The 26982-nt window shown below is 61.0% G+C and carries 33 protein-coding genes; 16 read left to right on the top strand and 17 right to left on the bottom strand.

The features are described from left to right. The first annotated feature begins 235 nt into the window (after positions 1–235). From PSJE_RS28370 to PSJE_RS28350, 5 genes are all read left to right on the top strand, one after another. Positions 236–853 (top strand): cytochrome b/b6 domain-containing protein, encoded by a 618-nt coding sequence (locus PSJE_RS28370; RefSeq protein WP_090456475.1) that lies wholly within the window; start codon positions 236–238, stop codon positions 851–853. Continuing rightward, complete coding sequence (locus tag PSJE_RS28365; protein WP_090456473.1) at positions 850–1635, top strand: molybdopterin-dependent oxidoreductase; 786 nt, start codon at positions 850–852, stop codon at positions 1633–1635. Before PSJE_RS28370 ends, PSJE_RS28365 begins: the two co-directional genes overlap by 4 nt. Before the next feature lie 53 nt (positions 1636–1688). After that, the gene (locus PSJE_RS28360) at positions 1689–1973 is read left to right on the top strand and encodes a pentapeptide MXKDX repeat protein (RefSeq protein ID WP_090456471.1); all 285 of its coding nucleotides are present in this window, start codon (positions 1689–1691) and stop codon (positions 1971–1973) included. Positions 1974–2142: 169 nt separating this feature from the next. Beyond that, positions 2143–2550 carry a response regulator gene (locus tag PSJE_RS28355; protein WP_090456470.1) on the top strand — a complete coding sequence of 136 codons (408 nt, stop codon included), beginning with the start codon at positions 2143–2145 and terminating at the stop codon, positions 2548–2550. 60 nt (positions 2551–2610) lie between these two features. Continuing rightward, positions 2611–3273 (top strand): HAD-IA family hydrolase, encoded by a 663-nt coding sequence (locus PSJE_RS28350; protein ID WP_090456468.1) that lies wholly within the window; start codon positions 2611–2613, stop codon positions 3271–3273. Positions 3274–3377: 104 nt separating this feature from the next. Here PSJE_RS28350 and PSJE_RS28345 read toward each other — a convergent pair whose 3' ends face one another. Further along, positions 3378–4037 carry a methyltransferase family protein gene (locus PSJE_RS28345; protein ID WP_090456466.1) on the bottom strand — a complete coding sequence of 220 codons (660 nt, stop codon included), beginning with the start codon at positions 4035–4037 and terminating at the stop codon, positions 3378–3380. 110 nt (positions 4038–4147) lie between these two features. Next, positions 4148–5095, bottom strand: coding sequence for a GlxA family transcriptional regulator (locus PSJE_RS28340; protein WP_090456464.1), 948 nt, complete (start codon positions 5093–5095; stop codon positions 4148–4150). Between the two features lie 124 nt (positions 5096–5219). Between PSJE_RS28340 and PSJE_RS28335 the strand changes: the two genes are divergently transcribed. Both PSJE_RS28335 and PSJE_RS28330 read left to right on the top strand, forming a co-directional pair. Further along, complete coding sequence (locus PSJE_RS28335; protein ID WP_090456462.1) at positions 5220–6011, top strand: SDR family NAD(P)-dependent oxidoreductase; 792 nt, start codon at positions 5220–5222, stop codon at positions 6009–6011. Between the two features lie 102 nt (positions 6012–6113). Next, on the top strand, positions 6114–7046 hold the full coding sequence (locus PSJE_RS28330) for a pyridoxal-phosphate dependent enzyme (protein WP_090456460.1): 933 nt from the start codon (positions 6114–6116) through the stop codon (positions 7044–7046). A gap of 53 nt (positions 7047–7099) precedes the next feature. Here the strand turns inward: PSJE_RS28330 and PSJE_RS28325 are convergent, their stop codons facing one another. Then, positions 7100–7420 (bottom strand): DUF2388 domain-containing protein, encoded by a 321-nt coding sequence (locus PSJE_RS28325; RefSeq protein ID WP_090456459.1) that lies wholly within the window; start codon positions 7418–7420, stop codon positions 7100–7102. A gap of 118 nt (positions 7421–7538) precedes the next feature. Between PSJE_RS28325 and PSJE_RS28320 the strand changes: the two genes are divergently transcribed. Further along, positions 7539–8648 carry an NAD(P)/FAD-dependent oxidoreductase gene (locus PSJE_RS28320; protein ID WP_090456457.1) on the top strand — a complete coding sequence of 370 codons (1110 nt, stop codon included), beginning with the start codon at positions 7539–7541 and terminating at the stop codon, positions 8646–8648. Between the two features lie 72 nt (positions 8649–8720). After that, entirely contained in the window at positions 8721–9317 is a 597-nt protein-coding gene (locus PSJE_RS28315) for a DinB family protein (RefSeq protein WP_090456455.1), read from the top strand. Here the strand turns inward: PSJE_RS28315 and PSJE_RS28310 are convergent. The 5 genes from PSJE_RS28310 to PSJE_RS28290 form a co-directional block, all read right to left on the bottom strand. After that, positions 9238–10158 (bottom strand): LysR substrate-binding domain-containing protein, encoded by a 921-nt coding sequence (locus PSJE_RS28310; protein ID WP_090456453.1) that lies wholly within the window; start codon positions 10156–10158, stop codon positions 9238–9240. The two genes, PSJE_RS28315 and PSJE_RS28310, sit on opposite strands and share 80 nt — an antisense overlap. A gap of 59 nt (positions 10159–10217) precedes the next feature. Continuing rightward, positions 10218–10580: a DUF6124 family protein gene (locus PSJE_RS28305; protein ID WP_090456451.1), complete on the bottom strand. Its 363-nt coding sequence runs from the start codon at positions 10578–10580 to the stop codon at positions 10218–10220. Positions 10581–11114: 534 nt separating this feature from the next. After that, on the bottom strand, positions 11115–12518 hold the full coding sequence (locus PSJE_RS28300; RefSeq protein ID WP_090456449.1) for a sensor histidine kinase: 1404 nt from the start codon (positions 12516–12518) through the stop codon (positions 11115–11117). Next, complete coding sequence (locus tag PSJE_RS28295; RefSeq protein WP_090456447.1) at positions 12496–13179, bottom strand: response regulator transcription factor; 684 nt, start codon at positions 13177–13179, stop codon at positions 12496–12498. Before PSJE_RS28295 ends, PSJE_RS28300 begins: the two co-directional genes overlap by 23 nt. Positions 13180–13435: 256 nt before the next feature. After that, positions 13436–14041: a glutathione S-transferase gene (locus PSJE_RS28290; protein ID WP_090456445.1), complete on the bottom strand. Its 606-nt coding sequence runs from the start codon at positions 14039–14041 to the stop codon at positions 13436–13438. Between the two features lie 370 nt (positions 14042–14411). On the opposite strand from PSJE_RS28290, the gene PSJE_RS28285 reads away from it, so the two are divergent. The 3 genes from PSJE_RS28285 to PSJE_RS28275 all read left to right on the top strand — a co-directional run bounded on the left by PSJE_RS28285 (position 14412) and on the right by PSJE_RS28275 (position 16990). Next, positions 14412–14816 (top strand): TraR/DksA family transcriptional regulator, encoded by a 405-nt coding sequence (locus tag PSJE_RS28285; protein WP_007935965.1) that lies wholly within the window; start codon positions 14412–14414, stop codon positions 14814–14816. Between the two features lie 235 nt (positions 14817–15051). After that, positions 15052–16659: a methyl-accepting chemotaxis protein gene (locus PSJE_RS28280; protein ID WP_408003778.1), complete on the top strand. Its 1608-nt coding sequence runs from the start codon at positions 15052–15054 to the stop codon at positions 16657–16659. A 127-nt stretch (positions 16660–16786) separates the two neighbouring features. Continuing rightward, positions 16787–16990 (top strand): hypothetical protein, encoded by a 204-nt coding sequence (locus PSJE_RS28275; protein WP_090457950.1) that lies wholly within the window; start codon positions 16787–16789, stop codon positions 16988–16990. Positions 16991–16995: 5 nt separating this feature from the next. On the opposite strand, the gene PSJE_RS28270 is transcribed toward PSJE_RS28275, so the two are convergent. The 3 genes from PSJE_RS28270 to PSJE_RS31845 all read right to left on the bottom strand — a co-directional run bounded on the left by PSJE_RS28270 (position 16996) and on the right by PSJE_RS31845 (position 18001). After that, positions 16996–17232: a DUF2789 domain-containing protein gene (locus PSJE_RS28270; protein WP_007973758.1), complete on the bottom strand. Its 237-nt coding sequence runs from the start codon at positions 17230–17232 to the stop codon at positions 16996–16998. A gap of 129 nt (positions 17233–17361) precedes the next feature. Further along, on the bottom strand, positions 17362–17592 hold the full coding sequence (locus tag PSJE_RS28265; protein WP_007973761.1) for a hypothetical protein: 231 nt from the start codon (positions 17590–17592) through the stop codon (positions 17362–17364). Positions 17593–17752: 160 nt separating this feature from the next. Continuing rightward, the gene (locus PSJE_RS31845) at positions 17753–18001 is read right to left on the bottom strand and encodes a hypothetical protein (protein WP_090456444.1); all 249 of its coding nucleotides are present in this window, start codon (positions 17999–18001) and stop codon (positions 17753–17755) included. Positions 18002–18434: 433 nt separating this feature from the next. On the opposite strand from PSJE_RS31845, the gene PSJE_RS28255 reads away from it, so the two are divergent. The 4 genes from PSJE_RS28255 (at position 18435) to PSJE_RS28240 (ending at position 20775) form a co-directional block, all read left to right on the top strand. Further along, complete coding sequence (locus PSJE_RS28255) at positions 18435–18884, top strand: hypothetical protein (RefSeq protein WP_172435400.1); 450 nt, start codon at positions 18435–18437, stop codon at positions 18882–18884. Continuing rightward, on the top strand, positions 18884–19087 hold the full coding sequence (locus PSJE_RS28250; protein WP_090456442.1) for a hypothetical protein: 204 nt from the start codon (positions 18884–18886) through the stop codon (positions 19085–19087). Before PSJE_RS28255 ends, PSJE_RS28250 begins: the two co-directional genes overlap by 1 nt. A 118-nt stretch (positions 19088–19205) precedes the next feature. Beyond that, positions 19206–20219, top strand: a complete 1014-nt coding sequence (locus PSJE_RS28245; RefSeq protein ID WP_090456440.1) for an ABC transporter substrate-binding protein — start codon at positions 19206–19208, stop codon at positions 20217–20219. Between the two features lie 118 nt (positions 20220–20337). Further along, the gene (locus tag PSJE_RS28240; RefSeq protein ID WP_090456439.1) at positions 20338–20775 is read left to right on the top strand and encodes a DUF3995 domain-containing protein; all 438 of its coding nucleotides are present in this window, start codon (positions 20338–20340) and stop codon (positions 20773–20775) included. Positions 20776–20896: 121 nt separating this feature from the next. On the opposite strand, the gene PSJE_RS28235 is transcribed toward PSJE_RS28240, so the two are convergent. From PSJE_RS28235 to PSJE_RS28210, 6 genes are read right to left on the bottom strand one after another with little or no spacing between them, the layout of a single operon-like run. Next, entirely contained in the window at positions 20897–21259 is a 363-nt protein-coding gene (locus PSJE_RS28235; protein ID WP_090456437.1) for a Na+/H+ antiporter subunit G, read from the bottom strand. Beyond that, positions 21256–21534 (bottom strand): K+/H+ antiporter subunit F, encoded by a 279-nt coding sequence (locus PSJE_RS28230; protein WP_007986253.1) that lies wholly within the window; start codon positions 21532–21534, stop codon positions 21256–21258. Before PSJE_RS28230 ends, PSJE_RS28235 begins: the two co-directional genes overlap by 4 nt. Then, a complete protein-coding gene (locus PSJE_RS28225; RefSeq protein ID WP_090456435.1) occupies positions 21531–22019 on the bottom strand; it encodes a Na+/H+ antiporter subunit E in 489 nt (162 codons plus the stop codon). Before PSJE_RS28225 ends, PSJE_RS28230 begins: the two co-directional genes overlap by 4 nt. Then, a complete protein-coding gene (locus PSJE_RS28220; protein ID WP_090456434.1) occupies positions 22016–23701 on the bottom strand; it encodes a monovalent cation/H+ antiporter subunit D in 1686 nt (561 codons plus the stop codon). The genes PSJE_RS28225 and PSJE_RS28220 overlap by 4 nt, the downstream gene beginning before the upstream one ends. Next, positions 23698–24042 (bottom strand): Na+/H+ antiporter subunit C, encoded by a 345-nt coding sequence (locus tag PSJE_RS28215; RefSeq protein ID WP_007986256.1) that lies wholly within the window; start codon positions 24040–24042, stop codon positions 23698–23700. Before PSJE_RS28215 ends, PSJE_RS28220 begins: the two co-directional genes overlap by 4 nt. Continuing rightward, positions 24042–26960, bottom strand: coding sequence for a monovalent cation/H+ antiporter subunit A (locus tag PSJE_RS28210; protein ID WP_090456432.1), 2919 nt, complete (start codon positions 26958–26960; stop codon positions 24042–24044). The genes PSJE_RS28215 and PSJE_RS28210 overlap by 1 nt, the downstream gene beginning before the upstream one ends. Positions 26961–26982: the final 22 nt, after the last annotated feature.

Below are 26982 nucleotides of genomic sequence, written 5' to 3'. Positions count from 1 at the left end.
ACAACCGGCGGACCACCACAGAACCCTGTAGGAGCGAGCTTGCTCGCGATAGAGGTGGGTCATTCAGCTGTTGTATCGCCTGATACGACGCCATCGCGAGCAAGCTCGCTCCCACAGGTTTTCCGGTGCTCGTCAGGAGCGAGTTATCACGTTTAATTTAACTTTGCGTGAGGATTTGGCGATCTTCCGGCTTCCATACTCGGCTCCAACGAACAACAACAAACGGGAGCCGGACATGTCGCAGACAACTGCTTCACCCAAGGCCAGCCATCCACGCTGGCTGCGGCTGACCCATTGGCTCAACGCCCTGGCGGTGCTGGTGATGGTCACCAGCGGTTGGCGCATCTATAACGCCTCGCCGCTCTACGATTTCAGCTTTCCCAATTCGATCACCCTCGGCGGCTGGCTGGCAGGCGCGCTGCAATGGCACTTCGCGGCGATGTGGTTCCTGGCGATCAACGGTCTGATTTACCTGGCCTTCAACCTGTTCAGCGGGCGCCTGAAGCGGCGTTTCTTCCCGGTGTCGCCCAAAGGCGTGTTGCACGACCTGTGGGCCGCCTTGCGGGGAAAACTCGGGCACGCCGACCTCAATCATTACAACCAGGTGCAGCGTTTTGCATACCTGTTCGTGATGGTCGACATCCTCCTGCTGGTGCTCTCCGGGCTGGTGTTGTGGAAGTCGGTGCAGTTTCCGCTGTTGCGTGAGTTGCTGTTCGGCTACGAGGGCGCACGTCGCGTGCACTTCTTCGCCATGGCATTGCTGGTGGCCTTCGTGGCGGTGCATCTGGTGATGGTCGCACTGGTTCCAAAAACGCTGTGGGCCATGATCGTCGGCCGCAAGGAGCAGGTATGAAAAAGCGCATTCAGGTAGCCGGGCTGGACGAGGATTCGATCCTCACCGATGCCCGCAAGATCCTCGCGCCACAGATCGAGGACCGCTCGCGCCGCTCGTTCCTGTTGCGCGGCCTGACCCTTGGCGGCGTGGCGATGCTGTCCGGCTGCAACATCACTGACAACGACAGTGTTGAGACTGCGCTGTCGTCCATGTCGCGCTTCAACGACCGGGTGCAAGGCTGGCTGTTCAACCCCAACGCGATGGCGCCGACCTATCCCGAATCGATGATCACCCGGCCGTTTCCCTTCAATGCCTTCTACGGCATCGACGAAGCGCCGACGGTGGAGGAGGAGGGCTATCGCCTGGAAGTCACCGGCCTGGTCGCCGACAAGCGCAGCTGGCGCCTCGAAGAGCTAAGGGCCATGGCCCAGACCGAGCAGATCACCCGGCACATTTGCGTCGAAGGCTGGAGCGCGATCGGGCGTTGGGGCGGCGTGCGCTTCAGCGATTTCCTCAAGCGCATCGGCGCCGACACCGATGCCAAATACGTCGGTTTCAAATGCGCCGACGACTACTACACCAGCATCGACATGGCCACCGCGCTGCATGCGCAAACCCTGTTGGCGCTGACCTGGGACGGCGCGGTGCTGCCGCGCGAATACGGCTTCCCGATGAAGCTGCGCATGCCCACCAAGCTTGGCTACAAGAACCCCAAACACATTCAGGCGATTTTCGTCAGCAACACCTACAGCGGCGGCTACTGGGAAGACCAGGGCTACAACTGGTTCGGTGGCAGCTGATGAACGTGCGAAACATTCACCGTCCGCAAACCCGTGCTCCAAGGAGATCCATCATGAAAAAGTTGACCACTGTTGTTCTGTCCATGTGCCTGGCCGTTGGTGCTGCCTCTGTGTTTGCCGCTACTGCTGTTGATAACGGCAGCATGAGCAACGACAGCATGAGCAAGGACTCGATGTCCAAAGACGCCATGTCCAAGGATGCGATGAAGAAGACCGATTCGATGTCCAGGGACGCCATGTCCAAAGACGGCATGTCCAAGGATGCAATGTCCAAGGACGCGATGAAGAAAGATGCCATGTCCAAGGACAGCATGAGCAAAGACGGCATGTCGCAATAATCAAAGGCAACACAAAACCTGTGGGAGCGAGCAAGCTCGCTCCCACAGGTTTTCCTATTGTCGATCTGCTGTATCAAAAATGAATTTCCACCGATTCCGCTGCTCATACCTTTTAGGTGGCGGATCAGAACCCGCGAAATCATCGAGGCAATCAGGGAGCGGCACGGTCATGAGTCGAGTACCGACGGCGGGTGGGGATCTTCCTGGCGGGTTGATTCTGGTGGTTGAGGACGACCCGCTGATCCTGGAGTTTCTCTGTGAAATTCTTCAGGAGGAAGGTTTTGTCGTCGAACCGCAAATCAGCGCGGACGCGGCAGCGATTTATCTGGAGCAGCATGCGCCACAGGTGCACATGCTGCTGACAGACATCACCATGCCCGGCACACTCAACGGCGCGGACCTGGCCAACCAGTTCGGCGATCGCTGGCCGGACAAGCCGATCATGATCATGTCCGGTTTCGAAACCCCTGAAAGCGCAGGCGTGCGGCATGCGGTCTCTTTCATCAAGAAACCCTGGATGATTGGCGGGCTGCTCGATTGCGTGGACCAGACCTTCAAGTCCAAACGACTCAACTGACCAGCGCGCAGATGCTACATTGCCGGGCAAATCCGTCCGGCACCTGCGAGGTTCTTTTCCTTGTCCGATCACTCTGTATTCAACTCGACTTACCGAGCCTTTCTGTTCGATATGGACGGCACCGTCCTGACGTCCATTGCCGCCGCCGAGCGGGTCTGGACCACCTGGGCCGTGCGCCATGGTGTCGATGTCGACAGCTTCCTGCCGACCATTCACGGTGCCCGCGCCATCGACACCATCAGGCGCCTGGACTTGCCCGGGGTGGATGCCGAGGCCGAAGCCGCGTGGATTACCGAAGCGGAAGTCGTCGACGTCGACGGGGTACTGGAAGTGGCTGGCGCGGCGAAATTCTTGCGGTCCTTGCCAGCCGGCCAATGGGCCATCGTCACTTCCGCCCCGCGGGAACTGGCGTTGCGGCGGATGGCGGCGGCGGGGATACCGGAGCCTGACGTCATGATTACGGCCGAGGACGTCACGGTCGGCAAACCCGATCCGGCGGGGTACAAACTCGCGGCCCGGCGCTTGGGTGTCGAGCCCGCCCAGTGTCTGATTTTTGAAGATGCCACGGTGGGGATTCTGGCGGCCGAGGCGGCGGGGGCTGACTTGATGATTGTCACGGCGACCCATGAGCAGCCGATCGAGACGTTGCATGCGACGTTGGCGAGTTATGAATCGGTGCGGGTTCTGGTGGATGCCGCAGGTCTGCGCCTGCACGCCGTCTAATGTGGGAGCGAGCTTGCTCGCGATAGCAGTTTTCCAGTCAAATCAATAGCAAACAGGTAGACGCTATCGCGAGCAAGCTCGCTCCCACAGGGGCCTGCGTTTCTTCAGTAAAACCCGGGGATCAACCGCCAGGAGCGGGCGCAATAGGCCTCGTATTCGCTGCCGAACTGCGCCCTCAGCAAGGCCTCTTCCGAGTGAATGCGCGCAATCAGCGGGATCAGCGTCAGCGCCACCAATATCAGCCCGACACCAGAACGAAAGGCCAGTGCCCAACCGATGCCGATGACCATCATCCCCAGATAACTGGGGTTGCGCAGGTTGCGGTAGATTCCCTCGGTGACCAGTCGATGGCCCGGCTGAATGGCCACCAGCCCACTGAAGCGCTTGCCCAGCACAAACACCGGCCACAACCGCAGCGCGCCGCCGACGATGAACAACAGCGCCCCAAGCCAGCGCACGCCTTCACCGCCAAAGGTCCAGAAATCGATGCGGTCGGTATAGGCCGGCAGAAAGCCGCTCAGCACACCGATTACGCCGAAAGCCGGGAGGACCCAGCGATTGGCCCGGTCTTCGCGTTCCCCCGAACTCAGGTTGACCTCGGTGAACAGAGACGCGACAGCCATGATCAGGGTGGCCAGGGCAATGACGAGCAGTGAACCGTAGCTGAAATAAGCCGCGAATCCACCGATTCCCCAGATCGCCAGGCCAAGGTAGGCGAGGGTGCTGACCACGGCGAAAAACGCCAGTCTGACCGAGATTTTCATAAGTGCCTCACACGCGAAAGTGCCTCCCTTCATTGTAGGAGCTGGCTTGCCAGTGAAGGCGCTTGAAGATACGACACAGACTTCAGAGGCAATCGCCAGCAAGCCGGCGCCTACACAAACTCCTCCGCTCTCGCATTGCGCCGAATCACCTGTGGCGGTTGACCGAACACCCGCAGGAACGTTTCGCGCATGCGACGGCGGTCTGTGAACCCGGTTTCCTGGGCGATCTGGTCGAGGGTCAGGCGTCCGCGTTCAAGCATCTGTCGCGCCGCTTCCAGACGCAGGTTCTCGATGGCCTTGGCCGGGGATTGCCCGGTTTCGGCGCGAAATGCCCGGCTGAACTGCCGGGGGCTGAGGTTGGCCACTTGCGCCAGTTGCTCCACCGAAAGAGGCTGGGCGAGGTGTTCCCGGGCGTAGCCGAGCACGGTTTGAATACGATCGGATTTCGGTGCCAGCTCCAGCAGCGCCGAGTGCTGCGACTGGCCGCCAGCGCGCCGGTGGTACATCACCAGTTTCTGCGCCACGGCCCGGGCCAGCTCGGCGCCGTGGTCCTTTTCCACCATGGCCAGGGCGAGGTCGATGCCCGCCGTCATGCCGGCGGAGGTCCAGATCGAACCGTCGATCACATAGATGCGATCAGGCTCGACCTTGATCGCCGGAAACCGTGCCTGCAGTTCCCGGGCGTAGGCCCAGTGGGTGGTGGCCCGCCGTCCGTCGAGCAAGCCGGCCTGGGCCATGACGAACGCCCCGGAGCAGATCGACGCCGTGCGGCGTGCCGAATTGATACTGGCCCGCAGGTAATCCAGCACGGCTTCGGGCGCCTGTTCGATGATCGAGTCGCCGCCGACCACGATCACCGTGTCGAACACGCGCTCGTCGAATGCCTCGGTGCCGACGCTCAAACCGCCGGAGGCACGCAGGGTGTGACCGTTTTCGGACAGCACGCGCACGTCATACAGCGTCTCTGCGGCACTGAAATTGGCGTACTCGAACACCGGCATGGCGGCCAGCGCCATGGACTGGAAACCCTCGAAAACCACGAACGCCACGTTGATCATGGGGCTGCCCTCAAATGCTCATGTCCGAAAAACGTACTTTAAACGTCATTTGAGACAGTCGTAAGTCCCTTTATAACGGTCTGCACCCGGCGAATCTCTCGCCTCACCGTAGAGGAATTGCACCATGGCGCTCTCATCCAAAGGTACTGCACTGATCACCGGCGCTTCTTCGGGCATTGGCGCGGTGTATGCCGATCGTCTCGCCCGGCAGGGTTACGACCTGATTCTGGTGGCCCGCAGCCGGACCAGGCTCAATGCCCTGGCCAATCATTTGAGCGACCAGACCGGGCGCACCGTGGAAGTGGTTGTCGCCGACCTGAAGAACAAGGCGGATTCGCTGCGGGTCGAACAGATCCTGCGCAGCGATGCCAGCATCACCCTGTTGGTCAACAACGCCGGAGTCGGTGGCGTCATGTCGCTGCTAGGAAGTCCCGTGGACGACATGGAAGCGATGATCAACCTCAACGTGACAGCATTGATGCGCCTGGCGTATGCCGTGGTGCCGGGCTTCGTCGCCCGGGGCACTGGCACCGTGATCAATATCGCCTCCATCGTCGCCATCGCGCCGGAAATCCTCAACGGCGTGTACGGCGGTACCAAGGCGTTCGTCTTGAGCCTGAGCCAGTCGATGCAGCATGAACTGGCGGACAAAGGCGTGCGCATCCAGGCTGTGTTGCCGGGGGCAACCGCCACTGATTTCTGGAGCGAGGCCGGCAACCCGGTGGAAAACCTGCCGCAGGAAATCGTGATGTCGGCCGAAGACATGGTCGATGCCGCGCTCGTTGGCCTGGCGGCCGGCGAAGTGGTGACCATTCCCGGCCTGCACGATGCCAGCCAGTGGGACCGTTACGAAGCCCAGCGGCAGACGCTGTCCGGGTTGTTTGGCAACTCCGTGGCGGCGCCGCGCTATCGCTGAGGCGGTCGCCCCGAGGCCGGGTGAACTAAGCTTGGGAGAGAGGACCGTTCACCACCGGCTCGTGCAAGCTCGACGAGCCGGTGGCGTGTAACAGGAGCCCATATGCTTCACATCCGCACGCCTTTGATCCTGCACCCTGGCCTGTCGACCCCGACCCGCCGCATCTGGCTGAAACTGGAAAACCTGCAACCTGGCGGCTCGTTCAAAATACGCGGCATCGGGTTGCTGTGCAGCCGGGCGGCGCAGCAGGGCAAGCGCAAGGTGGTCTGTCCCTCCGGCGGTAACGCGGGACTGGCCACGGCCATGGCCGCTGCATGCCTGGGGCTCAAGGCATGCATCGTGGTGCCGCACACTACCCCGCAAAGCACCCGCGCGCGGATCAGCAATACCGGTGCCGAGGTGATCGTGCACGGCAAGGTCTGGGACGAAGCCAATCAACGGGCGCGGGAACTCGCCCAGGACCCACGCACTGAATTCGTGCCGGCCTTCGACCACCCGGTGTTGTGGGAAGGGCACAGCACCATGGTCGATGAAATCCTTGAAGACTGCCCGCCAGTGGATGTGCTGGTGACATCGGTGGGCGGCGGTGGCTTGCTGGCGGGGCTGCTCACCGGCCTGATTCGTCATCGGCGCACCGATTGCCGCATCGTTGCCTGCGAAACCGAAGGCGCGGCATCATTCGCCGCGGCGGTGGCGGCCGGGCATCCGGTCAGACTGCCGAAAATCGACACTGTCGCCACGTCCCTGGGCGCCGCACAAGTGGCCACCTGGCCGGTCAAGCACATCGGCGAATTCCCCCATGAGTGCGTGGTGCTCAGTGATGATGAGGCGATCATGGGCGTGGTGCGTTACGCCAATGATTTGCGTCAGCTGGTCGAACCTGCGTGCGGGGTTTCATTGGCGATTGCCTACCTGGATCACCCGGCGATTGCCGACGCCAATGACGTGGTGATCGTGGTGTGCGGCGGGGTGAGTATCAACGCCCAAATCGTGGCCGGGTGGGCACGTTTGTCCACTGGCACGCACGCCAGGTAGGGCTGGAAACGCTATCCCGGTGTCACAAGCCCCACCGCTGGCGATGACTATCTTCAGTGATCGGTGGCAACGCCGTCCTGGACGAGAATGGCGCGGGCCAGGTCTTCGTCGCTTGCATTGTTGAGGGCGGGATTGTCCTGGCGGACCTTTTTCAACAGTGCCTCCAGGTAAGCACCACGAATCGCACCGCCGCTGGCGACGAAGCTGGAAGCGTCATCCCGGGCGGGAATCATGAGTTTGTCGTCTTTGAACGTCGAGTACAGCGAGGCGGAAACCCCGGCGGAAGTGGCGACGTCACCCGCATCCACATCGGCCAGAGCCGAGCCGAAGGGTAAACAAAGTACCAGGGAAGAAATGATAAATATGCGGCGCATGACGGTGTCCTCCGACAGCATGAAGCATAAGGTAAGTACCACATAGTTTAGGATGCGTGACGGTCGCCGAGAGTTCCCTGGCATTAGCGAGGAACGGGGTGAGAGGGAGGCAGGGTCGTTGAACGTCGATATTCAAAGCGTGGTGATCGGGGCCGGCGTGGTCGGCCTGGCGGTGGCCAGGGCCCTGGCCAGGAACGGGCGGGAAGTGCTGGTGGTCGAGGCGAGTGAGGGGATCGGCACGGGCATCAGTTCGCGTAATTCAGAAGTGATTCACGCCGGCATCTATTATCCGGACGGCAGCCTCAAGGCGCGGCTGTGCGTGGAGGGTAAGCAGCGTCTCTACGCCTATTGCGATGAGCACGGTGTCGATTACCGGCGCGTGGGCAAGCTGATAGTGGCCACCGACGAGCAGCAGCACGCGGCTTTGCAGCGCCTGTTGCAGCAGGGGCGTGCCAATGGTGTCGATGACCTGCAATGGCTGGATGGCCCGCAGGCCCGGGAGCTTGAACCGGCGTTGTCCTGCGTCGCGGCGCTGTGGTCGCCGTCTACCGGCATTGTCGACTCCCACGGGCTGATGCTGGCGCTCCAGGGCGATGCCCAGAGGTTCGGCGCCACGCTGGCCTTGCACACGCCGCTGCTGTCTGCCCGTTGCATCGAACAGGGTTTCGAGCTGCACATGGGCGGCAGTCAACCCATGACACTGTGCTGTCGCGAATTGATCAACTGCGCGGGGCTGTCCGCTCCCGAGGTGGCGAGCAGCATCGTCGGACTGCCTGGGGCATTCATTCCCCGGGCGCATTTGTGCAAGGGCAGTTATTTCAGTTTCAGCGGCCGGGCGCCGTTTCGCCACCTGGTGTATCCGGCCCCGCAGAGCGCCGGACTGGGTGTGCACATGACCCTGGACCTGGGCGGGCAGGCGCGCTTCGGGCCGGATGTTGAATGGGTCGAGCACATTGATTACCGCGTCGAGCCCAATCGGGCCGAGGGGTTTTATCAGGCGATCCGCCGCTATTGGCCGGGGTTGCCGGACAACAGCCTGCAACCGGCCTACAGTGGCATTCGCCCGAAAATCAGCGGGCCGACAGAGCTGAGCGCCGACTTTCTCATCAGCGCTCGCGCCGAACATGGCGTGCCGGGGCTGGTGAATCTGTTCGGCATCGAGTCACCGGGGCTGACCAGTTGCCTGGCGCTCGCCGAGTTGGTGGTGAAACACCTGGACGACCGATGATCAGGGCTGGCGCTGCTTTGTGGCCATCGGGTCTATGCTAGGGGATGCGCTTACTGCCATCGGAGAACTCTGATGATCACCGTACGCACTGCCTGCCTGCTGGCCGATTACAAGCGCTGGGCCAATCAGCGCCTCTTTGACAGCCTCGCGGCGCTCCCTCCGGGCGAAGTCAAAAAAGAACGGGTGTCGGTGTTCAAAAACATGATTGGCACCCTCAATCACGTGTACGTGGTCGATTGCATCTGGCAGGCGCACCTTGAAGGCCGGGGGCATGGCTTCAAGACTTCACACGACCTGCTGCATGCCGATCTGTCCGAACTGCGCATGGCGCAAAAAAACATCGATCGCTGGTACTGCGACTGGAGTGCCCGGCAAACCGATGCCTCCCTGGACAAGCCCCTGGAATTCACCTTTGTCTCAGGCGAAAGCGGCACCATGAGTGCCGGCGCGATGCTGATGCACGTGGTCAACCACGCCAGCTATCACCGTGGCTGGGTGGTGCAGATGTACTTCGAGATTCCGGCCATGCCACCGGTGACCGACATGCCGGTGTACCTGCGCGAGTCCGAGCCGGTGCTCCTGCAGTCGATCAATGCCCCGATAGTGGCGCCGCCATGTGCTGTGCAATTTTCGAGCGCAACCAGCGTTCTGCCGGATCGTTATCGTTGACCCCGTTCCAGACCATCGACAGTTCGGACAGGTTGATATCAAACGGTGCATCGTCCGCCCGTAAACGACTGCTGCCTTCGATCAACGCATTGGCCGCGTAATCCGGCACGGTGGCGAGCATGTCGGTGCCCGCCAGCAAGGCCCGCAACCCCGCGAACTGTGGCACCGCCAGCACCACCCGGCGCGAACGGCCGATCCGCGCCAGGTCATTGTCGATGGCGCCGCTCAGATCCCCGGAAAACGACACCAGCGCGTGAGGGCGTTCGCAGAACTCGTCCAGGGTCAACGGGCCGGGGCGGTCATCGCCACGCAGGATCTTCACGCTCAAGTCGCGCAATTTCTTGCGCTTGGCATTGGCCGGCAATTCCGTGGTGTAGCTGATGCCGACGGAAATCTCGCCGCTGGCCAGCATCGACGGCATCAGCAGGAAATTCACTCGGCGCACCACCACGACCACGTTCTGCGCTTCTTCACGAATCTGCTTGAGCAGTGGCGGAAACAGTCCGAATTCGGCGTCGTCGGACAGTCCGATACGAAACACATCGCGGCTGGTGGAGGGCTCGAAATCCTTGGCCCGGCTGACCGCCCCGGAAATGGTGTCCATTGCCGGCTGCAATTCCTTGAGAATCTGCAATGCCCGCAGCGTCGGCTCCAGGGTGCGTCCATTGCGCACCAGCAACGGATCGTCGAACAGATCGCGCAATTTTGCCAGCGATGCGCTGACGGCAGGCTGGCCGAGGAACAGCTTTTCCCCGGCCCGGGTCAGGTTCTTCTCGAACATCAGGGTTTCGAAAATCACCAGCAGGTTCATGTCCACGCGGCGCAGGTCGTTGCGGTTCATGGTGATGGCTCGGTGGGGGCTGGGATCTTTTCAGTAAAGCACCAAACCCTGTAGGAGCTTTACTCAGGCGGATCAAGTCGATCCAGCGCCCGGTTCACCGCCAATTCACCCAGCATGATGACCTGTGCAATGCCCAGCAGTGTGTTGCGGTGCGAGCCCTCAAGAAAACCCGCCAGATCGTTGGTCATCACATTGGCTGAGGCCAGCGACTCGCAGGCGTGGGCCAGCAGGGTTTCGGTGTCGATGTCGGGGTTGATGGTGAACATCGTGGACGGTTTGTGGGGCGTGGCCATGATGTTGGCGGCGGGGTTGAGGTAGTGATTGAGGGCGCGTTCGGCGGCTTCGTGGAATTGTTTTGAGTCGGGGCTTTCGTAGGGGGAGGCGGGATCTGTTACCGAGGGGTTGGGTGTTGGTTTGATCATCGATAGAACTCCAGTACTGTAAAAATTGGAGCCATCACTTTCGCTACCAAACGAAGGGCGGTGGCCATGCACAGGTTGGTAGACCGGAGTACTGGAACCGGCGCCCCCGAAGAGGCCCTGCGCATGACAACCATAAAAGCAGCAACTGCTTGAAGTGGCGCTACGCGCAGTACTCCGGGCTACCAAACCCGATCGCTGTTTTTCAGCGACCGGCTAACGATAATGCCCGGACTCAAGGCGCGTAAGCCGGCGGATTCTGGCGTAACCGTAGGCAATGGCGCAAGGCGTTGTAGCTTTCATCAAGTTACGCTGACAGCCGTTAAACATGTGCTTTAAACAGGTACCGCCATCGCGAGCAGGCTCGCTCCCACACTGGATTCCAGTGAGCAAAAATGCTGCGTACGACATCAATCAACTGTGGGAGCGAGCTTGCTCGCGATAGCGTAGTGTCAGGCGAATCATCATTGCCTGACGGATCGCCATCGCGAGCAAGCTCGCTCCCACAGGTTTTGTGTCAGTTCAGGCAGATTTTTATCAGGCCGGGGGAATCAGACTCTCCCGACAATCAAGCACCAGCCGCGCGCCACCCAGTTCGCTGCTGCCCACTTCCAGGGTAAACCCATGCAGACTGACAATCGCCGCGACGATGGATAGCCCCAGCCCGAAGCCGCTTTTGTGATTGCCCGCCTCGGCGCGATAGAAGCGCTGGAACACCGCTTCACGTTCCGCTTCGGGAATGCCCGGGCCGGAGTCGAGTACTTCGATTCGCGTGTGCCCGCCATCATTGATCCCCCGCAGGATCACTGCGCCGCCGGGCGGGGTGAATTTGATCGAGTTGCTGAGCAGGTTCGCCACCGCTTCGAACATCAGCGCGCGGTCGCCATTAAGGGGCGGCAATGACGCGGGCAGGTGAAGTTGGAACACCAGGTCATCGTCTTCCGCCAGGGGCAGGTAGAACTCATGCAGTTCTTGCAGCAACGCCACCGGGTCCACTTGGACGAAACCGGAGCGACGCTGACGATCTTCCAGCTCGGAGATCCGCAGCAAGCCTCGGAAACGTGCCATCAGCGTATCGGCCTCGGCCAGCACCAGGTCCAGTTGCATGGCCTGCGGCGAGCCTTCGCCGGCTTGTTGCTGCATGCGGTAAAGCTGCGCGCGCAGACGGGTCAGGGGCGTGCGCAGGTCATGGGCGATGTTGTCGCACACGCCCTTGACCTCGTTCATCAAGCGCTCGATGCGTTCGAGCATGGCGTTGACGATGGCGGCGAGCATGTCCAGTTCGTCACGCCGATTGGACAGTGGCAAGCGTCGGCTCAGGTCGCCGGCGACGATGGCCTCGGCACTGGCCTGAATCCCGCGAATGCGCCGCAACGGGCGGCGGCGCAGCAAATACCAGCCGACGATGCCCGGCACGATGGTCAGGGTCACACCCCAGAACAAGGCGTGAAGGATGATCCGGGTCACGGCAAACAACGAACCGTTGTCGCGCACCAGCACCAGCCAGCGGCCGTCGAGGGTGCGGGTCGCCACGGCGTCACAACTGTCGGCGGGCAGCGTCTGCTCGTCGCTGTCGCCGGAGGCATCGCAATCGCGCAACATGTGGATCTTGCCATCGAGTGGCAAGCCGTTCGGAATGTAGCGCAGGGCGCCGCTGAGGTAATGGTGCCGGGCATCGAACAGGCCGTAGGCGTCGATGCCGCGGATGTCGAAGGTCATGCTGACGGCGAGGGCGTCCACCAGTTGCTCGCCGGAGAAGCGTGAAAACAGGTGCTGGCGTTGCATCAGCGAATGCTTGGCCAGGTTGTCCAGGTAAGCGGAAACCTCGTAGTACATGACCCCCATGAGAATCCCGCTCCAGATCACAAACAGCGAACTGTAGAGCGCCAGCAGACGGCTGCTGGAAGAGCGCCAGCCTTTAGACGGGTTCGGCAATGACATAACCCGAGCCTCGCACGGTCCGAATCAGTGGGGCATTGCCAGGCGGGTCGATCTTCTTGCGCAGACGGCCGATGTGTACGTCGATCAGGTTGGTGCCGGGATCGAAGTGGTAACCCCAGACCTCTTCGAAAATCATCATCCGCGAGAGGATTTGCCCGGTGTTGCGCATCAGGAATTCCAGCAGTTTGTACTCGGTGGGCAACAGCGTCAGCAGCTGACCGTCGCGACTGGCTTCGTGGCTGATCAGGTTCAGTTCCAGATCCGCCACTCGCAAAGTGGTGGCCTGGGCGGTCACGGTGTTCTGCCGGCGCAGCAGGACTTCAACCCGGGCGGCCATTTCATCGGTGGCGAAGGGTTTGGTCAGGTAGTCGTCGCCGCCGGCGCGCAGGCCGCGCACGCGTTCATCGACGTCGGACAGCGCGCTGATCATCAGGATCGGCGTGGCCACGCCCATGGTCCGCAGCGTGGTGACGATCGCCAGGCCATCGAGCTCGGGCAACATGCGGTCGAGGGTGATCAGGTCGTAGTTGCCGCTGACCGCACGCTCCAGCCCTTCGCGGCCATTGTCGACCCAGTCGACGTCCAGGCCGTGGCTACTCAGTTCGGCGACAATCTCCCGGGCGGTCACGGCGTCGTCTTCGATGGTCAAGATGCGGGTCATAGGGCTGGCCTGATAAGCAGTTCAATACGAAGTTGCGAGCATTTTGCCAAGAATTGCCCGCGACTTAATAAATTAACTTTCATCTAGCTCGCGATAGCGGGCTGACAGGCAATTCATGTGTCGACTGACACGACGCCATCGCGAGCAAGCTCGCTCCCACAACGGATTGATGTCGAACACAAAGCCCGCGTACGACGAAAATTACTGTGGGAGCGAGCTTGCTCGCGATGACGGCAGATCAGGCAAAACGAATCTGTCAGTCAATCGGCGTACTGACAAACACCTCTAGTTCCTCGGCATACTTCGTGAACGCTGCGATCCGCGGAAACTGCGCCGCACTCACCTGGTCCGGCACCACCAGATTGGTGAAGCTCCAGGCCACCGCCAGCGTGATGCCGTCCTGCTCAATCGGACCGTCAGTCTTCAGCGGCTGCTTTTCCAGCTCCCGCTCCAGCGCTGAATAGGCCGCCGTCAGCTGTCCTTCGACCCGCTGCACCCAGGGTTCGAATTGAATCTCTGCAGGCCGCAGGTTGCGCTCGTAGTAAAGCTGCACGGATTTTTCGCAGGCGGTCAGGGCCAGGCCGATCAGGCGCAACGCGCGCAGGCGCCGGCGCGGTTCGACGGGCATCAGGCTTTTGTTGGCCAGGGTTTCCAGGTAGTCGATGATCAGCGTCGAGTCCATCAACACTTCACCGTCATCCAGCACCAGGGTGGGCGCCTTGACCACCGGGTTGATCTGCTGGAATTGTTCGAAGTGGCGGAACACCGAGACCGATTGATGTTCCAGCGTGATTCCCAGGCATTTGGCAGAAATGGCGGCGCGCCGTACGTAGGGCGAATCCAGCATACCGATCAGCTTCATGGTCCTTTCCTTTATATGGCCATTTCGGGAGGGACAACCTTAGCTGAGGTTCGCAGCCCTGCAAATGACAGTGAAAAATGCCCGGTCCAGGCCGTTTGTCATCTATATACAGCCGCTCGATTGAATTTCTTGCTATAAACGCACTCCGATTACCGCCTCAAAGCCTGCCGTAGAGCATTTTCAGGGCTTTGTCGGACAAATTCGCTGTCTTTTCAGTTGCTGAGGCCTCAAGTCGGCCTTAGACTGCCGCCCCTCGTAAATTGAGTGCCGGGTGGCGCTTGGAACAAACGGCGCCTTTCCGATGGCCTGCCCAGGCCTGCCGGAACGCTCCCTTATTCGCCTTAATGCACGTTTTTTTATAGAGATATCAATGACAAAGGACAAGTTGCTGGCCATGCCGGCGGATGACTACATGAATGCCGAGCAACATGCTTTTTTCTCCGAGCTGTTGCAGAACATGAAAGTCGAAACCCATGAGCGCATCGAACAGAACCGCATCGCCATCGAAAGCCTGGACACCCCGGCCGATCCGGCAGACGCGGCTTCGGTCGAAGAAGAGCGCACCTGGCTGGTGAATGCGATCGATCGCGATCAGCGCATGCTGCCTCAGTTGGAACAAGCGCTGGAACGCATCAAGGAAGACAGCTTCGGCTGGTGCGACGACAGCGGCGAGCCGATTGGCCTCAAGCGCCTGCTGATCAGCCCGACCACCAAGTACTGCATCGAAGCTCAGGAACGTCACGAGCAAATCGACAAGCACCAGCGTCAGGCCTGATTCTGTGGGGCAGCCCCGTTAATCCGGGCTGCCTTGAAAAGATCGCAGCCTGCGGCAGCTCCTACGCAATTGAAGTAGGGCGCTGTTGCAGGCTGCGATCTTTGTTTTCTGCCGTCTTCGATTTCCCGGTTCTTCTATTGATCTGCTGCAACGTTCGCGACTAAAGGCTCATGGATAATGGCTTTATGGTGGCGTTTAATGCGAAGACAACAATTAGAAGCTTTACGGGGTGACGATGATGACGCAAGACGGGTCTCTGGTTGCGGCAGTGCCCGCACCCGTGCTGTTGCCGAAAAACCGCTGGCTGACGCCAACGCTGCAAAGCATCGCCCTGATGCTGTTGTTAAGTGGCATGACACTGGGCGATGGGTCGCTCTACCTTGGCCTGCCCCTGGCCATATTGATTATCTGGCTGCCTCGTTTGCGTTCGCGCGCGACCCCGCAGGCGGCTTGCCCCGACAACCCCAATGCCATCGGCGCGTTGACTCGCGATCTTTCCTGCACCACCAGCCATAACGCACTGTCGGCCGCCGGTGTGGCGTTTTCGGTTCGGCAACTGGCGGACAAACTGCAATCGCAGCTCACGTCGGCGGCACAGATCGTCAGCAATGCCGAGGTCATGATCACCACCGAACAGGCCACCTCGACCCTCAGTCGCCAGGCGCTCAGTGCCGCCAGCGAGGCTCATCAAAGCGGAGTGGTCGGGCGTACGGAATTGATCGAGTCCATTTCGCGTATGCATCAGCTCAGCCAGCGCGCCAGCAACAGCCGTGAACTGATCGAAGCCTTGAGCCTGCGCAGCGATGATATCCAGCGGGTGACCCTGGTGATTCAATCCATCGCCAGCCAGACCAATCTGCTGGCATTGAACGCTGCGATAGAAGCGGCGCGGGCAGGGGAGCACGGTCGCGGGTTTGCAGTGGTGGCCGACGAGGTTCGCGGGCTCGCCGCACGCACAGCGACCGCCACGGGGGAGGTGGGCGAGATGGTGGCCGACATCCAGCATCGCACGGCGCAGGTGGTGGAGCAGATCCGCCAGCTGTCCAGCGACCTTGACTCCGGTGTGGAGCAGGTAGAGCGGACGGGGCAACATCTGGAGAACATTGCCCGTCTCGCGGCCAGTGTCGAGTCCCAGGTCGGGGAGATCGCCCAAGGGGCAGACACCAACCGCGAACAACTCGACAGCCTGTTTCACGCCATCGAACAGATGCGCAGCGATCTGGTGGTCAGCGACCAGCAGACTCAGCGCCTGGCCCATGCGGCGGTGCAAATGGAAGGGCAAGCCGAAACCATCAGTGAGCGTCTTGCCGAAGTGGGGCTGGATGACTATCACCAGCGGATCTATGACCTGGCCCGAGACGCCGCGAGCCAGATTGCAGCGCGTTTCGAAGCGGATATCGATGCCGGTCGAATCAGTCTCGACGATCTGTTCGACCGTAATTACCAGGTCATCCCCGACACCAGCCCGGCCAAGTACCAGACGCGTTTCGACCGTTACACCGATCAGGTTTTGCCAGCGATTCAAGAACCGTTGTTACCGCGTCACGAAGGATTGGTATTCGCCATCGCCTGCACCCAACAGGGTTATGTGCCGACCCATAACAAGGTGTTCAGCCAGCCGCTGACGGGGGACGCGCAGGTCGATGCCTTGCAGAACCGGACCAAACGCAAATTCGCTGACCGCACCGGGATCCGCTGCGGCAGCCATCAGAAGGCCGTACTGCTGCAAACCTATACCCGTGATACCGGAGAGTTGATGCACGATCTTTCGGTGCCGATCATGCTCAAGGGCCGGCACTGGGGTGGTTTGCGCCTGGGTTACAAACCGGAAAAGCCGCGCTAGAAACGCCGTGCTGCCGGGTGATTGTTGCAAGTTCTGCAATTAACCTGTGCAGGCTTTTGCTGTTTCCTCGCTGGAAAACTAATTAACATATCTACTAATTAGGTTGCTAATGAAGTTCGGGGGCAGCATGCAAGGCAAAGTTGATGTCGCGGTCATGATCGGCAGCGGAGTACCTGCCAATCTTCGTTCCATGGGACGCAAGGTTTGCTGGGTAGTGTTGCTCAATGGCGAGCGCCGGGGCACGGCGTTCTCCAGTCGCGACGAAGCGGAGGAGTGCAAGGCTGCCTGGCTGGCGCAATTGAGCGCCGAAAGTCCTGGCAGCCTGCATTGAAGTTGTCAGTGGGTCTGGTGCATGCGCAGGTTCAGGTCGTCGACCACCCGCGCCCAGTCAGCGTCTTCGCGCAATTGTTCCTTGAGGAAGCCGGCCTGTTGCGGTGACCAGAACTCGGCGTCGATGAGTTTCTTGTCGTCAGGCAGGGAATGGCCGGCAATGAAGTCGTCGATCGCTTTCTGACTGGAGTCCAGGCCGAGTTGGTCGAACAGGCCTTTCAAGTCATGTGTCGGTGATTCCATCTTCATCTCCTTGCAGGTCATCGGTCGGGTCGAGGGACGAGGCGCACCCTGGATTCGAGGGCGCCGCACCGGTGGAGTTCGATCGCAATGTTCAAGTGCAACAATGAGCATAGACCGCCAACCCGACAATCAGGCTTTCAATGCGCCCGCATCGACCGCGGCCTTGAGTTCCCTGGCCGATTCCTGGGCCGCGATGGCGGCGACATCCGGGGTTTTGAACCAGCGATCCTTTTCGACCTGGTGATACGTCACGGTCTTGAGCGGTGGTTTGGCCCGCATGACAATCACGGCCTGGAATTCACCTTCGACTTCTCTGGCTTCACCCCGGATAAAAAACTCGCCGATATCAAATTCCGTCACGTTGCCGACTTCCCTTGGAAATACATTGTTGTTGTCAACGCACCCGATTTTCTGCGGATCCGTTTTATTGGGCGGGCAGTATGGCAGTAGTTGCCCGTCGACGGCTGAGATAAGTCGACGGGCAGACGAAACGTCGATGGAAGCGAGTGCGGTGGGCTAGTCAACCGTGTGATTCAAGAAACCGGGCGAGGGCACAGGCTTCGTTATGATTGGCTCGGAAACCTCTTACGCAGCCTGTAGAAATATCCTTGATGTGAAAGAAGGCAATGCCCGCCATTACCACTTGAAATCGCGGGCGGGTCGAGGCATCGGGAGCTGGTTCATGGAGGCAGAACCGTGTCGGGTGCGGGGTTGGTGCTGTTTTCGAGTCAGGCACCAAGGGATAGGCAAAGTGGGTCAGCGTGCACATATGAAGTCCTTTTCATTGTTTACCGACGTATGTACGTCGTTTTGGCTAGTCTCCAAGAGCATCGCTGCTCTAGAATCACCCTCACTGGTGGGTGAATGACGTTTATCTAAAGCAATTTTTTGCGGACGATATGTAGGAAAAGTTTTTTTCTTGATGAGATTTTTCCCCGAAGTTGATAGTCCATAATTTTCTGGCAGCAGGAAGGGTGTTTTCCTTCAACCTGTGACGAACGCCAGTCAGGACGACGTGAGTGACGTTCCAGTAGTCTTCTCAAGCTTCGTGATGAATGAGTGCACTGCTCATTCAGGACCTCAACCCGGGTTCTTTGGCTACACCTTCGGCATTGCCGCTTTTTTGGCTGTGCGTTCATTTTTCGCGCACGGCACCATTATTCAGATGTGGGGATGTTTCCTTGGCAGTAAGTAATCTCGATATGCATGCTTTGTTCGTGCTGGGTGATTTGCGTGCAAAGCTGGTCAAGCAGTTTCAGTCACGTTTCGTTTACATCACCGAACAGAACGCAGAAGGCATTTACATTGCCGAAATCGACACCGAGTCAGCCCTGGTTGTGGACGACAAGCCCGGACTCAAGCTCAAGGTCGGCGATCATTTCAGCGCGTCCGTGCTGCCCAGCCGCGAAGGTGGCAAGCTGGACATCAGGTTTCGTGACATCAAGCTGACGGTCTACGGAATAGGCGATTACGCCTTCGTGACTACAGCCGACGGTCAGGGGATCGTGTTCAAGGAAGGTCACAGCGTGGTGATGGTGTTCGCTGCCCATCAACAGTTGCAGGAAGGCCTGACCAAGACCCTCAAGGCCGTGACCGCCAAAGCGGCCAAGTGGCGCAAGGGCGAGCTGGTGACCTTCAAGGCCAGCGAGTGATGACCCTGACCCGCGCCGATTTCCACGAACAGAACCTGGCCAGTGCTCAAGACGAAGCGCGGCGGCTGTTCGGGCAGAAGACCATTCTGCAGGGAGCCTGGCTGAATTGGGTGGCGTCACAGCTTTACCAACTGCAACCGGCACCCTACGCCAGCATGGTCAGACGAGAACTGATGCGTTTGCAGGAAACCTGCGAAAACTGACCCATGCACCTCGAAAGCAGGAACCTCTACTACAGTCAATGGACTGAGTGTTCAGAGGCTTCGCGGTCTACTGCCAGGCCACCCTGCTATTGCTGTGAACAGCACGAGGTGCAAAAGCATGAACGGATTTCGACGGTTGCTGGCTGCGGTCCTGGCCACTTTCGGTTTGCTGGCGACGCCCGCCCCGGTGTCTGCCGCCCAGGCGCCGATCCACTTTGCCGACCTGAACTGGGAAAGCGGCAGCCTGATTACCGATGTCCTGCGCATCATTGTCGAGAAGGGCTACGGGCTGCCGACCGATACGTTGCCGGGCACCACCATCACTCTGGAAACCGCGCTGGCCAACAATGACATCCAGGTCATTGGCGAAGAGTGGGCCGGTCGCAGCCCGGTGTGGGTCAAGGCGGAAGCCGAAGGCAAGGTCGTCAGCCTCGGCGATACGGTCAAGGGGGCTACCGAAGGCTGGTGGGTGCCGGAATATGTGATCAAGGGCGACCCGGCCAAGGGCATCAAGCCGCTGGCGCCGGACCTGCGCAGTGTCAGCGACCTGCCGCGTTACAAAGACGTGTTCAAGGATCCGGAAGCCCCGACCAAGGGACGTTTCCTCAACAGCCCTATCGGCTGGACCTCGGAAGTGGTCAACAAGCAGAAGCTCAAGGCGTATGGGCTGGACGACAGCTACGTGAATTTCCGTAGCGGTTCGGGGGCGGCACTGGATGCGGAGATCAGTTCGTCCATTCATCGTGGCAAGCCGGTGCTGTTTTACTACTGGTCGCCCACGCCGTTGCTCGGCCGCTTCAAGCTGATTCAACTCGAAGAGCCACCGTTCGACGCCGAAGCCTGGAAGACCCTGACCGACGCCGACAACCCCAATCCCAAGCCGACCCGTTCCCTGGCCTCCAAGCTGTCGATCGGTGTGTCCACCCCCTTCCAGAAGCAATATCCGCAGATTGCCGAGTTCTTTGCCAAGGTCGACTTTCCAATCGACCCGCTGAACAAGGCACTGGCCGAGATGAGCGAGAAACATACACCGCCGCGTCAGGCGGCAGAGGCGTTCATGAAGGCCCATCCGGACGTCTGGCGGGCCTGGCTGCCCAAGGACGTGGCAGATAAAGTCTCCGCCGCCCTGTAGGCGCTGCCGCAGGTCGGGATCTTTTGATCTTTGTCATGGAAATGCAAAATCAAAACATCGCAGCCTGCGGTAGCTCCTACAATGTTCAGTTCATTTCCCTTTCAAGGATCTCTGAACCATGACCCTGGTGTTGGCTCAATCGCTGGTGACGATCTTCGCCGCGATCAGTCTGGTGCATGTGTATTGGGCGTTGGGTGGCGAGTGGGCGGCGGTGGCGGCGGTCCCGCAAGTACCTCAGGCGGGCAGCGCGCAACTGCGACCGGCGTTTAAACCGCGAGGCTGGATCACGCTGGTGGTGGCCGGGCTGTTGCTGTTGATTGCCGTGTTGGTGTGCTTGCGGGTGGGTTGGTGCCTGCCACCCTTGCATCACTGGTCGTTGCAGTGGGTGCTCAGTGCGATTGCGATCTTGCTGTTTGCCCGGGCCATTGGCGATTCGGATCTGGTGGGCTTTTTCAAAGAGGTCAAAGGCTCGAAATTTGCCCGGCTCGACACCTGGGTTTACTCGCCGTTGTGTGTGGTGCTGGGGGCGGGGTTGTTGGCGGTGGCCTGGGTCTGATCAAGCGACGTTTCTGTAGTGAAAATACTGGCCTCATCGCGAGCAAGCTCGCTCCCACAGGGATTGCGCTGAACCCTGTGGGAGCGAGCTTGCTCGCGATGAGGCAACACAAATCTTTGCTCTAACTACCGCTCTCCGTCCGCCGGCTGCTCACCTCAGCCGGCACATCATCCCCGGCCATGCGTTTACGAAACAGCGCCGCCCGGGCCAACAGCAAGGTGGTCACCGGCACGGTAATCGCCAGCAGGATCGGAATCAGCCAGGCGTGCAATACCGGCGCGGACTTGAGCGCCGAAAAATAGATGATCGAAGCCAGCGCCACGCACCAGGTCCCGAGCGTCGAGGCCAGGGCCGGTGGGTGCATGCGCTGGAAGTAGTCCTTCATGCGCAGCAGGCCCGTGGCGCCGATCAAGGCAAACAGACTGCCGAGCACCAGCAGGATCGCCACCGGGATCTCCACCCACAACGACAATGGCGTATTCATTCGATCACCTCACCACGCAGCAGGAATTTCGCCAGGGCGAACGAGCCGACGAAACCGAACAGTGCGATCAGCAACGCCGCCTCGAAGTAGGTGTCACTGGCATAACGTATACCCAGCGCCAGCATCATCAGCATCGCGACGATGTACAGGTAGTCCAGCGCCAGAACCCGATCCTGGGCCGACGGCCCCTTGAACAGGCGGATCAGGGTCAGGATCATCGCCAGGGAAAAGAAGAACAGGCTCAGCAGGATCGCGTTCGACAGCAAGGGGCTCATTCGAAAATCTCCATCAGCGGACGTTCGTAGGTCGCCTTGAAGTGCTGGATGAACAGCGCCTCATCGTCCAGGTCGAAGACGTGCAACAGCAGAATGCTGCGGTCCAGCGCCAGCTCCGACCAGACTGTACCGGGAACCACCGTGGTGATCATCGACAGCGCGGCCAGGCCGTTGGCGTCACGCAAGTCCAGCGGCACCTTGATGAATTGCGAGCGAGGCGGGCGGCGACCGGCATTGAGCACGCTCCAGGCCACGGCGAGGTTGGACACCAGCACATCGCGCCCGACCACCAGGATCAGGTGCAGGATTACCCAGGGACGACGGATGCGCACCGGCAGCGGACGCAGCCTGCGCATCATCAATGGCGCACAGAATCCCAGCGCGGCACCCAGCAGCAGGTTGCCGGGGCTGATCGACAGGTTCAGCAACAGCCACAGCAGCCACAGGGCCAGCGATAGCAGCGGTGCCGGAAAAAGGCGCTTCATGGCTGCACCTCCTGCGGGGCCACTACGGCCGACGGGTTCGGTACGACGCGTGTGTCGAGCACCGCCATCACGTATTGCTGCGGGTTGTACAGGGCTTCGGCGGCGGCCTGGGTGTAGCGCAGCAGCGGATCGGCCTTGAAGGTCAGCGCAATGCTCAGGCCCAGCAGGGCGAAGATCGGTACGCATTCAAGGCGTCGCAACAGGGGCGATGGTCGTTCCGCAGGCGTCCAGAAACGCTGGATGCCCAGGCGCGAGAACGCGATCAGCGATGCCAGCCCAGACACGATCAACAACACCAACAGGCCCCACGCGGCGTTGGAAACCGGTGTGTCGCCGCTGTTGCCCAGGCCTAGCGGATTGAGCAGGGCGCCGATCAACCCGAGTTTGCCGATAAAGCCAGAGAGCGGCGGCATGCCGATGATCAGCAAGGCGCAGGCGATGAAGCTCAGGCCGAGAAACGCCATGGTCCAGGGAATCACCTGGCCGACCACGGCTTTCTGGTCGTCGTCGAGGTTGGTGCCTTTGGGCGGATGCAGGGATTCCAGTGGCCGCGGCAGCAGTTCGGCTTCATCTTCGAGCAGGACTTCGTTGGCCGAGCGCGAGCGCTCGATCAGCTCGGCCAGCAGGAACAGGGCGCTCAACGCCAGGGTCGAGCTGAACAGATAGAACAGCGCCGCGCCAACCAGGTTCGGCTGGGCGAAGCCGATGGTCGACAACAGAATGCCCGCCGACACCAGGATGCTCAGGCTGGCCATGCGCTCCAGGCGTTGCGCGGCGAGGATCGCAATGGCAGCGCAGACGATGGTCGCCATCCCGCCGTAGATCAGCCAGTCGCCGCCAAAGAACGCCGATGCCCCGGCCTGGGCGGAGAACAGCAGCGTCCACAGGCGCAGCAAGGTGTAAACGCCGACCTTGGTCATGATCGCGAACATCGCCGCCACCGGCGCGCTGGCCGAGGAGTAGGCCGGTACCAGCCAGAAGTTCAGCGGCCACATGCCGGCCTTGGCCAGGAACGCGATGGCCAGGATCCCCGCGCCAGCGTGCAGCAAACCGCGATCAGCTTCGGACACCAGCGGGATTTTCACCGCCAGGTCGGCCATGTTCAGCGTGCCGGTGACCCCATAGATCAGCGCCGCGCCAATCAGGAACAGCGACGAGGCCAGCAGGTTGATCGAGATGTAATGCAGCCCCGACGACACCCGCGCCCGGCCCGAACCGTGGAGCATCAAGCCGTAGGACGCGGCCAGCAGCACCTCGAAGAACACGAACAGGTTGAACAGGTCCGCGGTGAGGAACGCGCCGTAAAGGCCCATCAACTGGATCTGGAACAGCGCGTGAAAACTCGAACCGGCACTGTCCCAGCGGGCCATGGCGAACAGCAGGGCACTGACGCCGATGATGCCGGTCAGCACCAGCATCAGCGCCGACAGGCGGTCGACCACCAACACCAGGCCGAACGGCACTTGCCAGTTGCTCGGCAGGTACACACCGATGGAGCCGGGCACGCCGGTGGTCTGTGTCCATTGCAACAACGCCACGGCAATGCCCAGCCCGAGCAGGCTGGAGAACAGATTGATCCTGGCCTTGAGCGGCCGGTGCTTCTCGCCGAGCATCAGCATGATCGCGGCGGTCAGCAGCGGCAGCAGAATGGGTGCGACGATCAGGTGAGTCATCGCCATCATTCTTTGGGCTCCCGGCCATCCACATGGTCGGTGCCGGTCAGGCCCCGGGAAGCCAACAGCACTACCAGGAACAGCGCGGTCATGGCAAAGCTGATGACGATCGCCGTCAACACCAGTGCCTGCGGCAGCGGGTCGGTGTAATGCAACAGGTCCTGCGGCACGCCGTCCTTGATGATCGGTTCCTTGCCGATGAACAGGCTGCCCATGCTGAAGATGAACAGATTGACCCCGTAGGACAGCAGGCACAGGCCCATGACCACCTGGAACGTCCGTGGGCGCAGGATCAGCCAGACGCCGGACGCGGCCAGTACGCCGATGGCGATTGCGATGACTTCTTCCATCAGACGGCTCCTTTGGCGGCAACGGATCTGGGCTGGGCGGCGGTTTTGTGGCCGCGCACCGATTGGTGGGCGAGGGCGGTGAGGATCAACAGGGTCGAGCCGACCACCACGCCGTACACACCGATGTCGAAGAACAGCGCGCTGGCCAGGTGAATGTCACCCAGCAGCGGCAACGAGAAATGCCAGGTGTGGGTGGTCAGGAACGGATAGCCGACGACCATCGCGCCCAGGCCCGTGGTCGTGGCAATCATCAGTCCCGTGCCCATCCAGCGCAGTGGCCGCAGGCTCATTTGCGCCTCGACCCACTGCGTGCCGGCGACCATGTATTGCAGGATGAACGCCACCGACATCACCAGCCCGGCGACAAAACCGCCGCCCGGTTGATTGTGCCCGCGCATGAACAGGTAGAACGAGACCACCAGCGCCACCGGCAACAGCAGGCGCACCAGCACCGCCGGCACCATCATGAAACCGAGCGCGGTGTCGCTGGCGTGACGCGGGTTGACCAGGTCGGTCACCACATCCGGCGCGAGCAAGCGTTGCTGGGCCGGCAGTTGCAGGCTTTCTTTGGGCGGGCGGAAGCGGCGCAGCAGGGCGTACACGGTCAGCGCCACGGCCACCAGCACGGTGATTTCACCGAGGGTGTCGAAACCACGGAAGTCCACCAGCATCACGTTGACCACGTTGCTGCCGCCGCCTTCGGGCAAGGCGCGACTGAGATAGAACGAGGAAATATCGTTGGGGGTCTGGCGCGTCAGCATGGCGTAGGCCAGCAACGCCATGCCGACACCGACCGCGGTCGACAGCAGCAAGTCGCGGATACGCCGCACCCGCGCCCGGCGCAGGCTGCCCGGCAACGGCGAGACCTCCTCGATCCGTCGTGGCAGCCAGCGCAGGCCCAGCAGGATCAGCACCGTGGTCACCACTTCGACCGCCAGTTGGGTCAGGGCCAGGTCCGGCGCGGAAAACCAGACGAAGGTGACGCAGGTCATCAGGCCGCAGACGCTGACCATGGTCAGGGCCGCGAGACGGTGATACTTGGCCTGATAGGCCGCGCCAAGGGCGCAGGCGATGGCCAGCAACCACAAGGTGACGAAGACGATCGACCCCGGGATTTTCGGCCGGTCACCCCAGTGAAGGCTGCTGTGGAGCATGGGAATCAACCCGGCCAGTACGGCGGCGAGCACTACCAGGAACAACTGCATTTGCAGGCGCCTGGTGCCAATCCGGGGCTCCAGGCGACGGGCCAGGCGCATGATGGCGACCAGCGTACATTCGAACAGGTGCTTGCCGTCCAGGCGACCGATGACGGGCGGACGATCGAAACGTCCGCGCTTGAATTGATTGCGCAGCAGCAGATAGAGCAGGGTGCCGCAGGACAATGCGATCAGGCTCATGATCATCGGTGCGTTCAGGCCGTGCCAGATGGCCAGGCTGTACTCGGGCAGCGTGCCGCCGACTACCGGTTGCGCCGCCGCCGCGAGCAGCGGGCCGACTATCTGGGCCGGGAAAATTCCCACCAGCAGGCAGGCGAACACCAGCAACTCGACCGGCGCGCGCATCCAGCGTGGTGGCTCGTGGGGTGTGTGTGGCAGGTCGGTCGCGGGCGGGCCGAAAAACACATCCACGGTGAAGCGCAGGGAGTAAGCCACGCTGAAGGTACCGGCAATGGTTGCCACGATCGGCAAGCTCAGTTCGATCCAGCGCGTGGCATTGATGAAGACGGTTTCGGCGAAGAACATTTCCTTGGACAGGAAGCCATTGAGCAACGGCACGCCGGCCATCGAGGCGCTGGCGACCATGGCCAGGGTGGCGGTAAACGGCATCAGCTTGTACAGGCCGCTGAGTTTGCGGATATCGCGGGTGCCACTTTCGTGGTCGATGATCCCGGCGGCCATGAACAGCGAGGCCTTGAACGTCGCATGGTTGAGGATGTGGAACACCGCGGCGACGGCGGCCAGCGGGCTGTTCAAGCCAAGCAACAGGGTGATCAGGCCCAGGTGGCTGATGGTCGAGTAGGCCAGCAATCCCTTGAGGTCGTTCTGGAACATCGCGCAATACGCCCCGAGCAGCAGGGTGCAGGCGCCGGCGCCGCTGACGATGTAGAACCATTCTTCACTGCCCGAAAGCGAGGGCCATAGCCGTGCGAGCAGGAAAACCCCGGCCTTGACCATGGTCGCCGAGTGCAGGTACGCCGATACGGGCGTCGGCGCGGCCATGGCGTGGGGCAGCCAGAAATGGAAGGGGAACTGTGCGCTTTTGCTCAAGGCGCCGATCAGGATCAGGGGTAATAGAATCGGGTAGAGGGCATGGGCGCGAATCAGATCGCCGGCGGCCAGGACCTTGTCCAGGTCATAGCTGCCGACCACATGGCCGAGCAGCATGACCCCCGCCAGCAGGCACAAACCGCCCGCACCGGTCACCATCAGCGCCATGTAGGCGCCGCGCCGGGCATCGGCGCGATGGTGCCAGTAGCCAATCAACAGGAACGAGAAGAGGCTGGTCAGCTCCCAGAAAAACACGATCTGGATCAGGTTGCCGGAGATCACCAGCCCGAGCATGGCGCCCATGAAGGCCAGGAAAAACGCGAAGAATCGCGGCACCGGATCGTTCGGCGACATGTAGTAGCGCGCGTACAACGAAACCAGGGTGCCGATGCCCAGCACCAGCATGGAGAACAGCCAGGCGAAACCGTCCATGCGCAGGACGAAGTTCAGGCCCAGGCTGGGCAGCCATGAAAACTCTTCGCGAATGACGCCGCCATCGGCGATCTGCGGGTACAGGAAGGCGACCTGAACGGTGCCGATCAGGGCGATCAGGCCAGCCAGCAGGGATTCGGCGTTACGGGCATTGTGCGGCAACACGGCCGCCAAACAGCTGCCTATGAAAGGCAGAAGCAGTAGAACTATCAGGGACATAGGCTTCTAATCTGCGGAAGTT

Origin of the sequence: Pseudomonas jessenii (assembly GCF_002236115.1) — a bacterium.
Taxonomy (GTDB): domain Bacteria; phylum Pseudomonadota; class Gammaproteobacteria; order Pseudomonadales; family Pseudomonadaceae; genus Aquipseudomonas; species Aquipseudomonas jessenii.
This window is presented reverse-complemented; position numbering and strand designations above follow the sequence as displayed.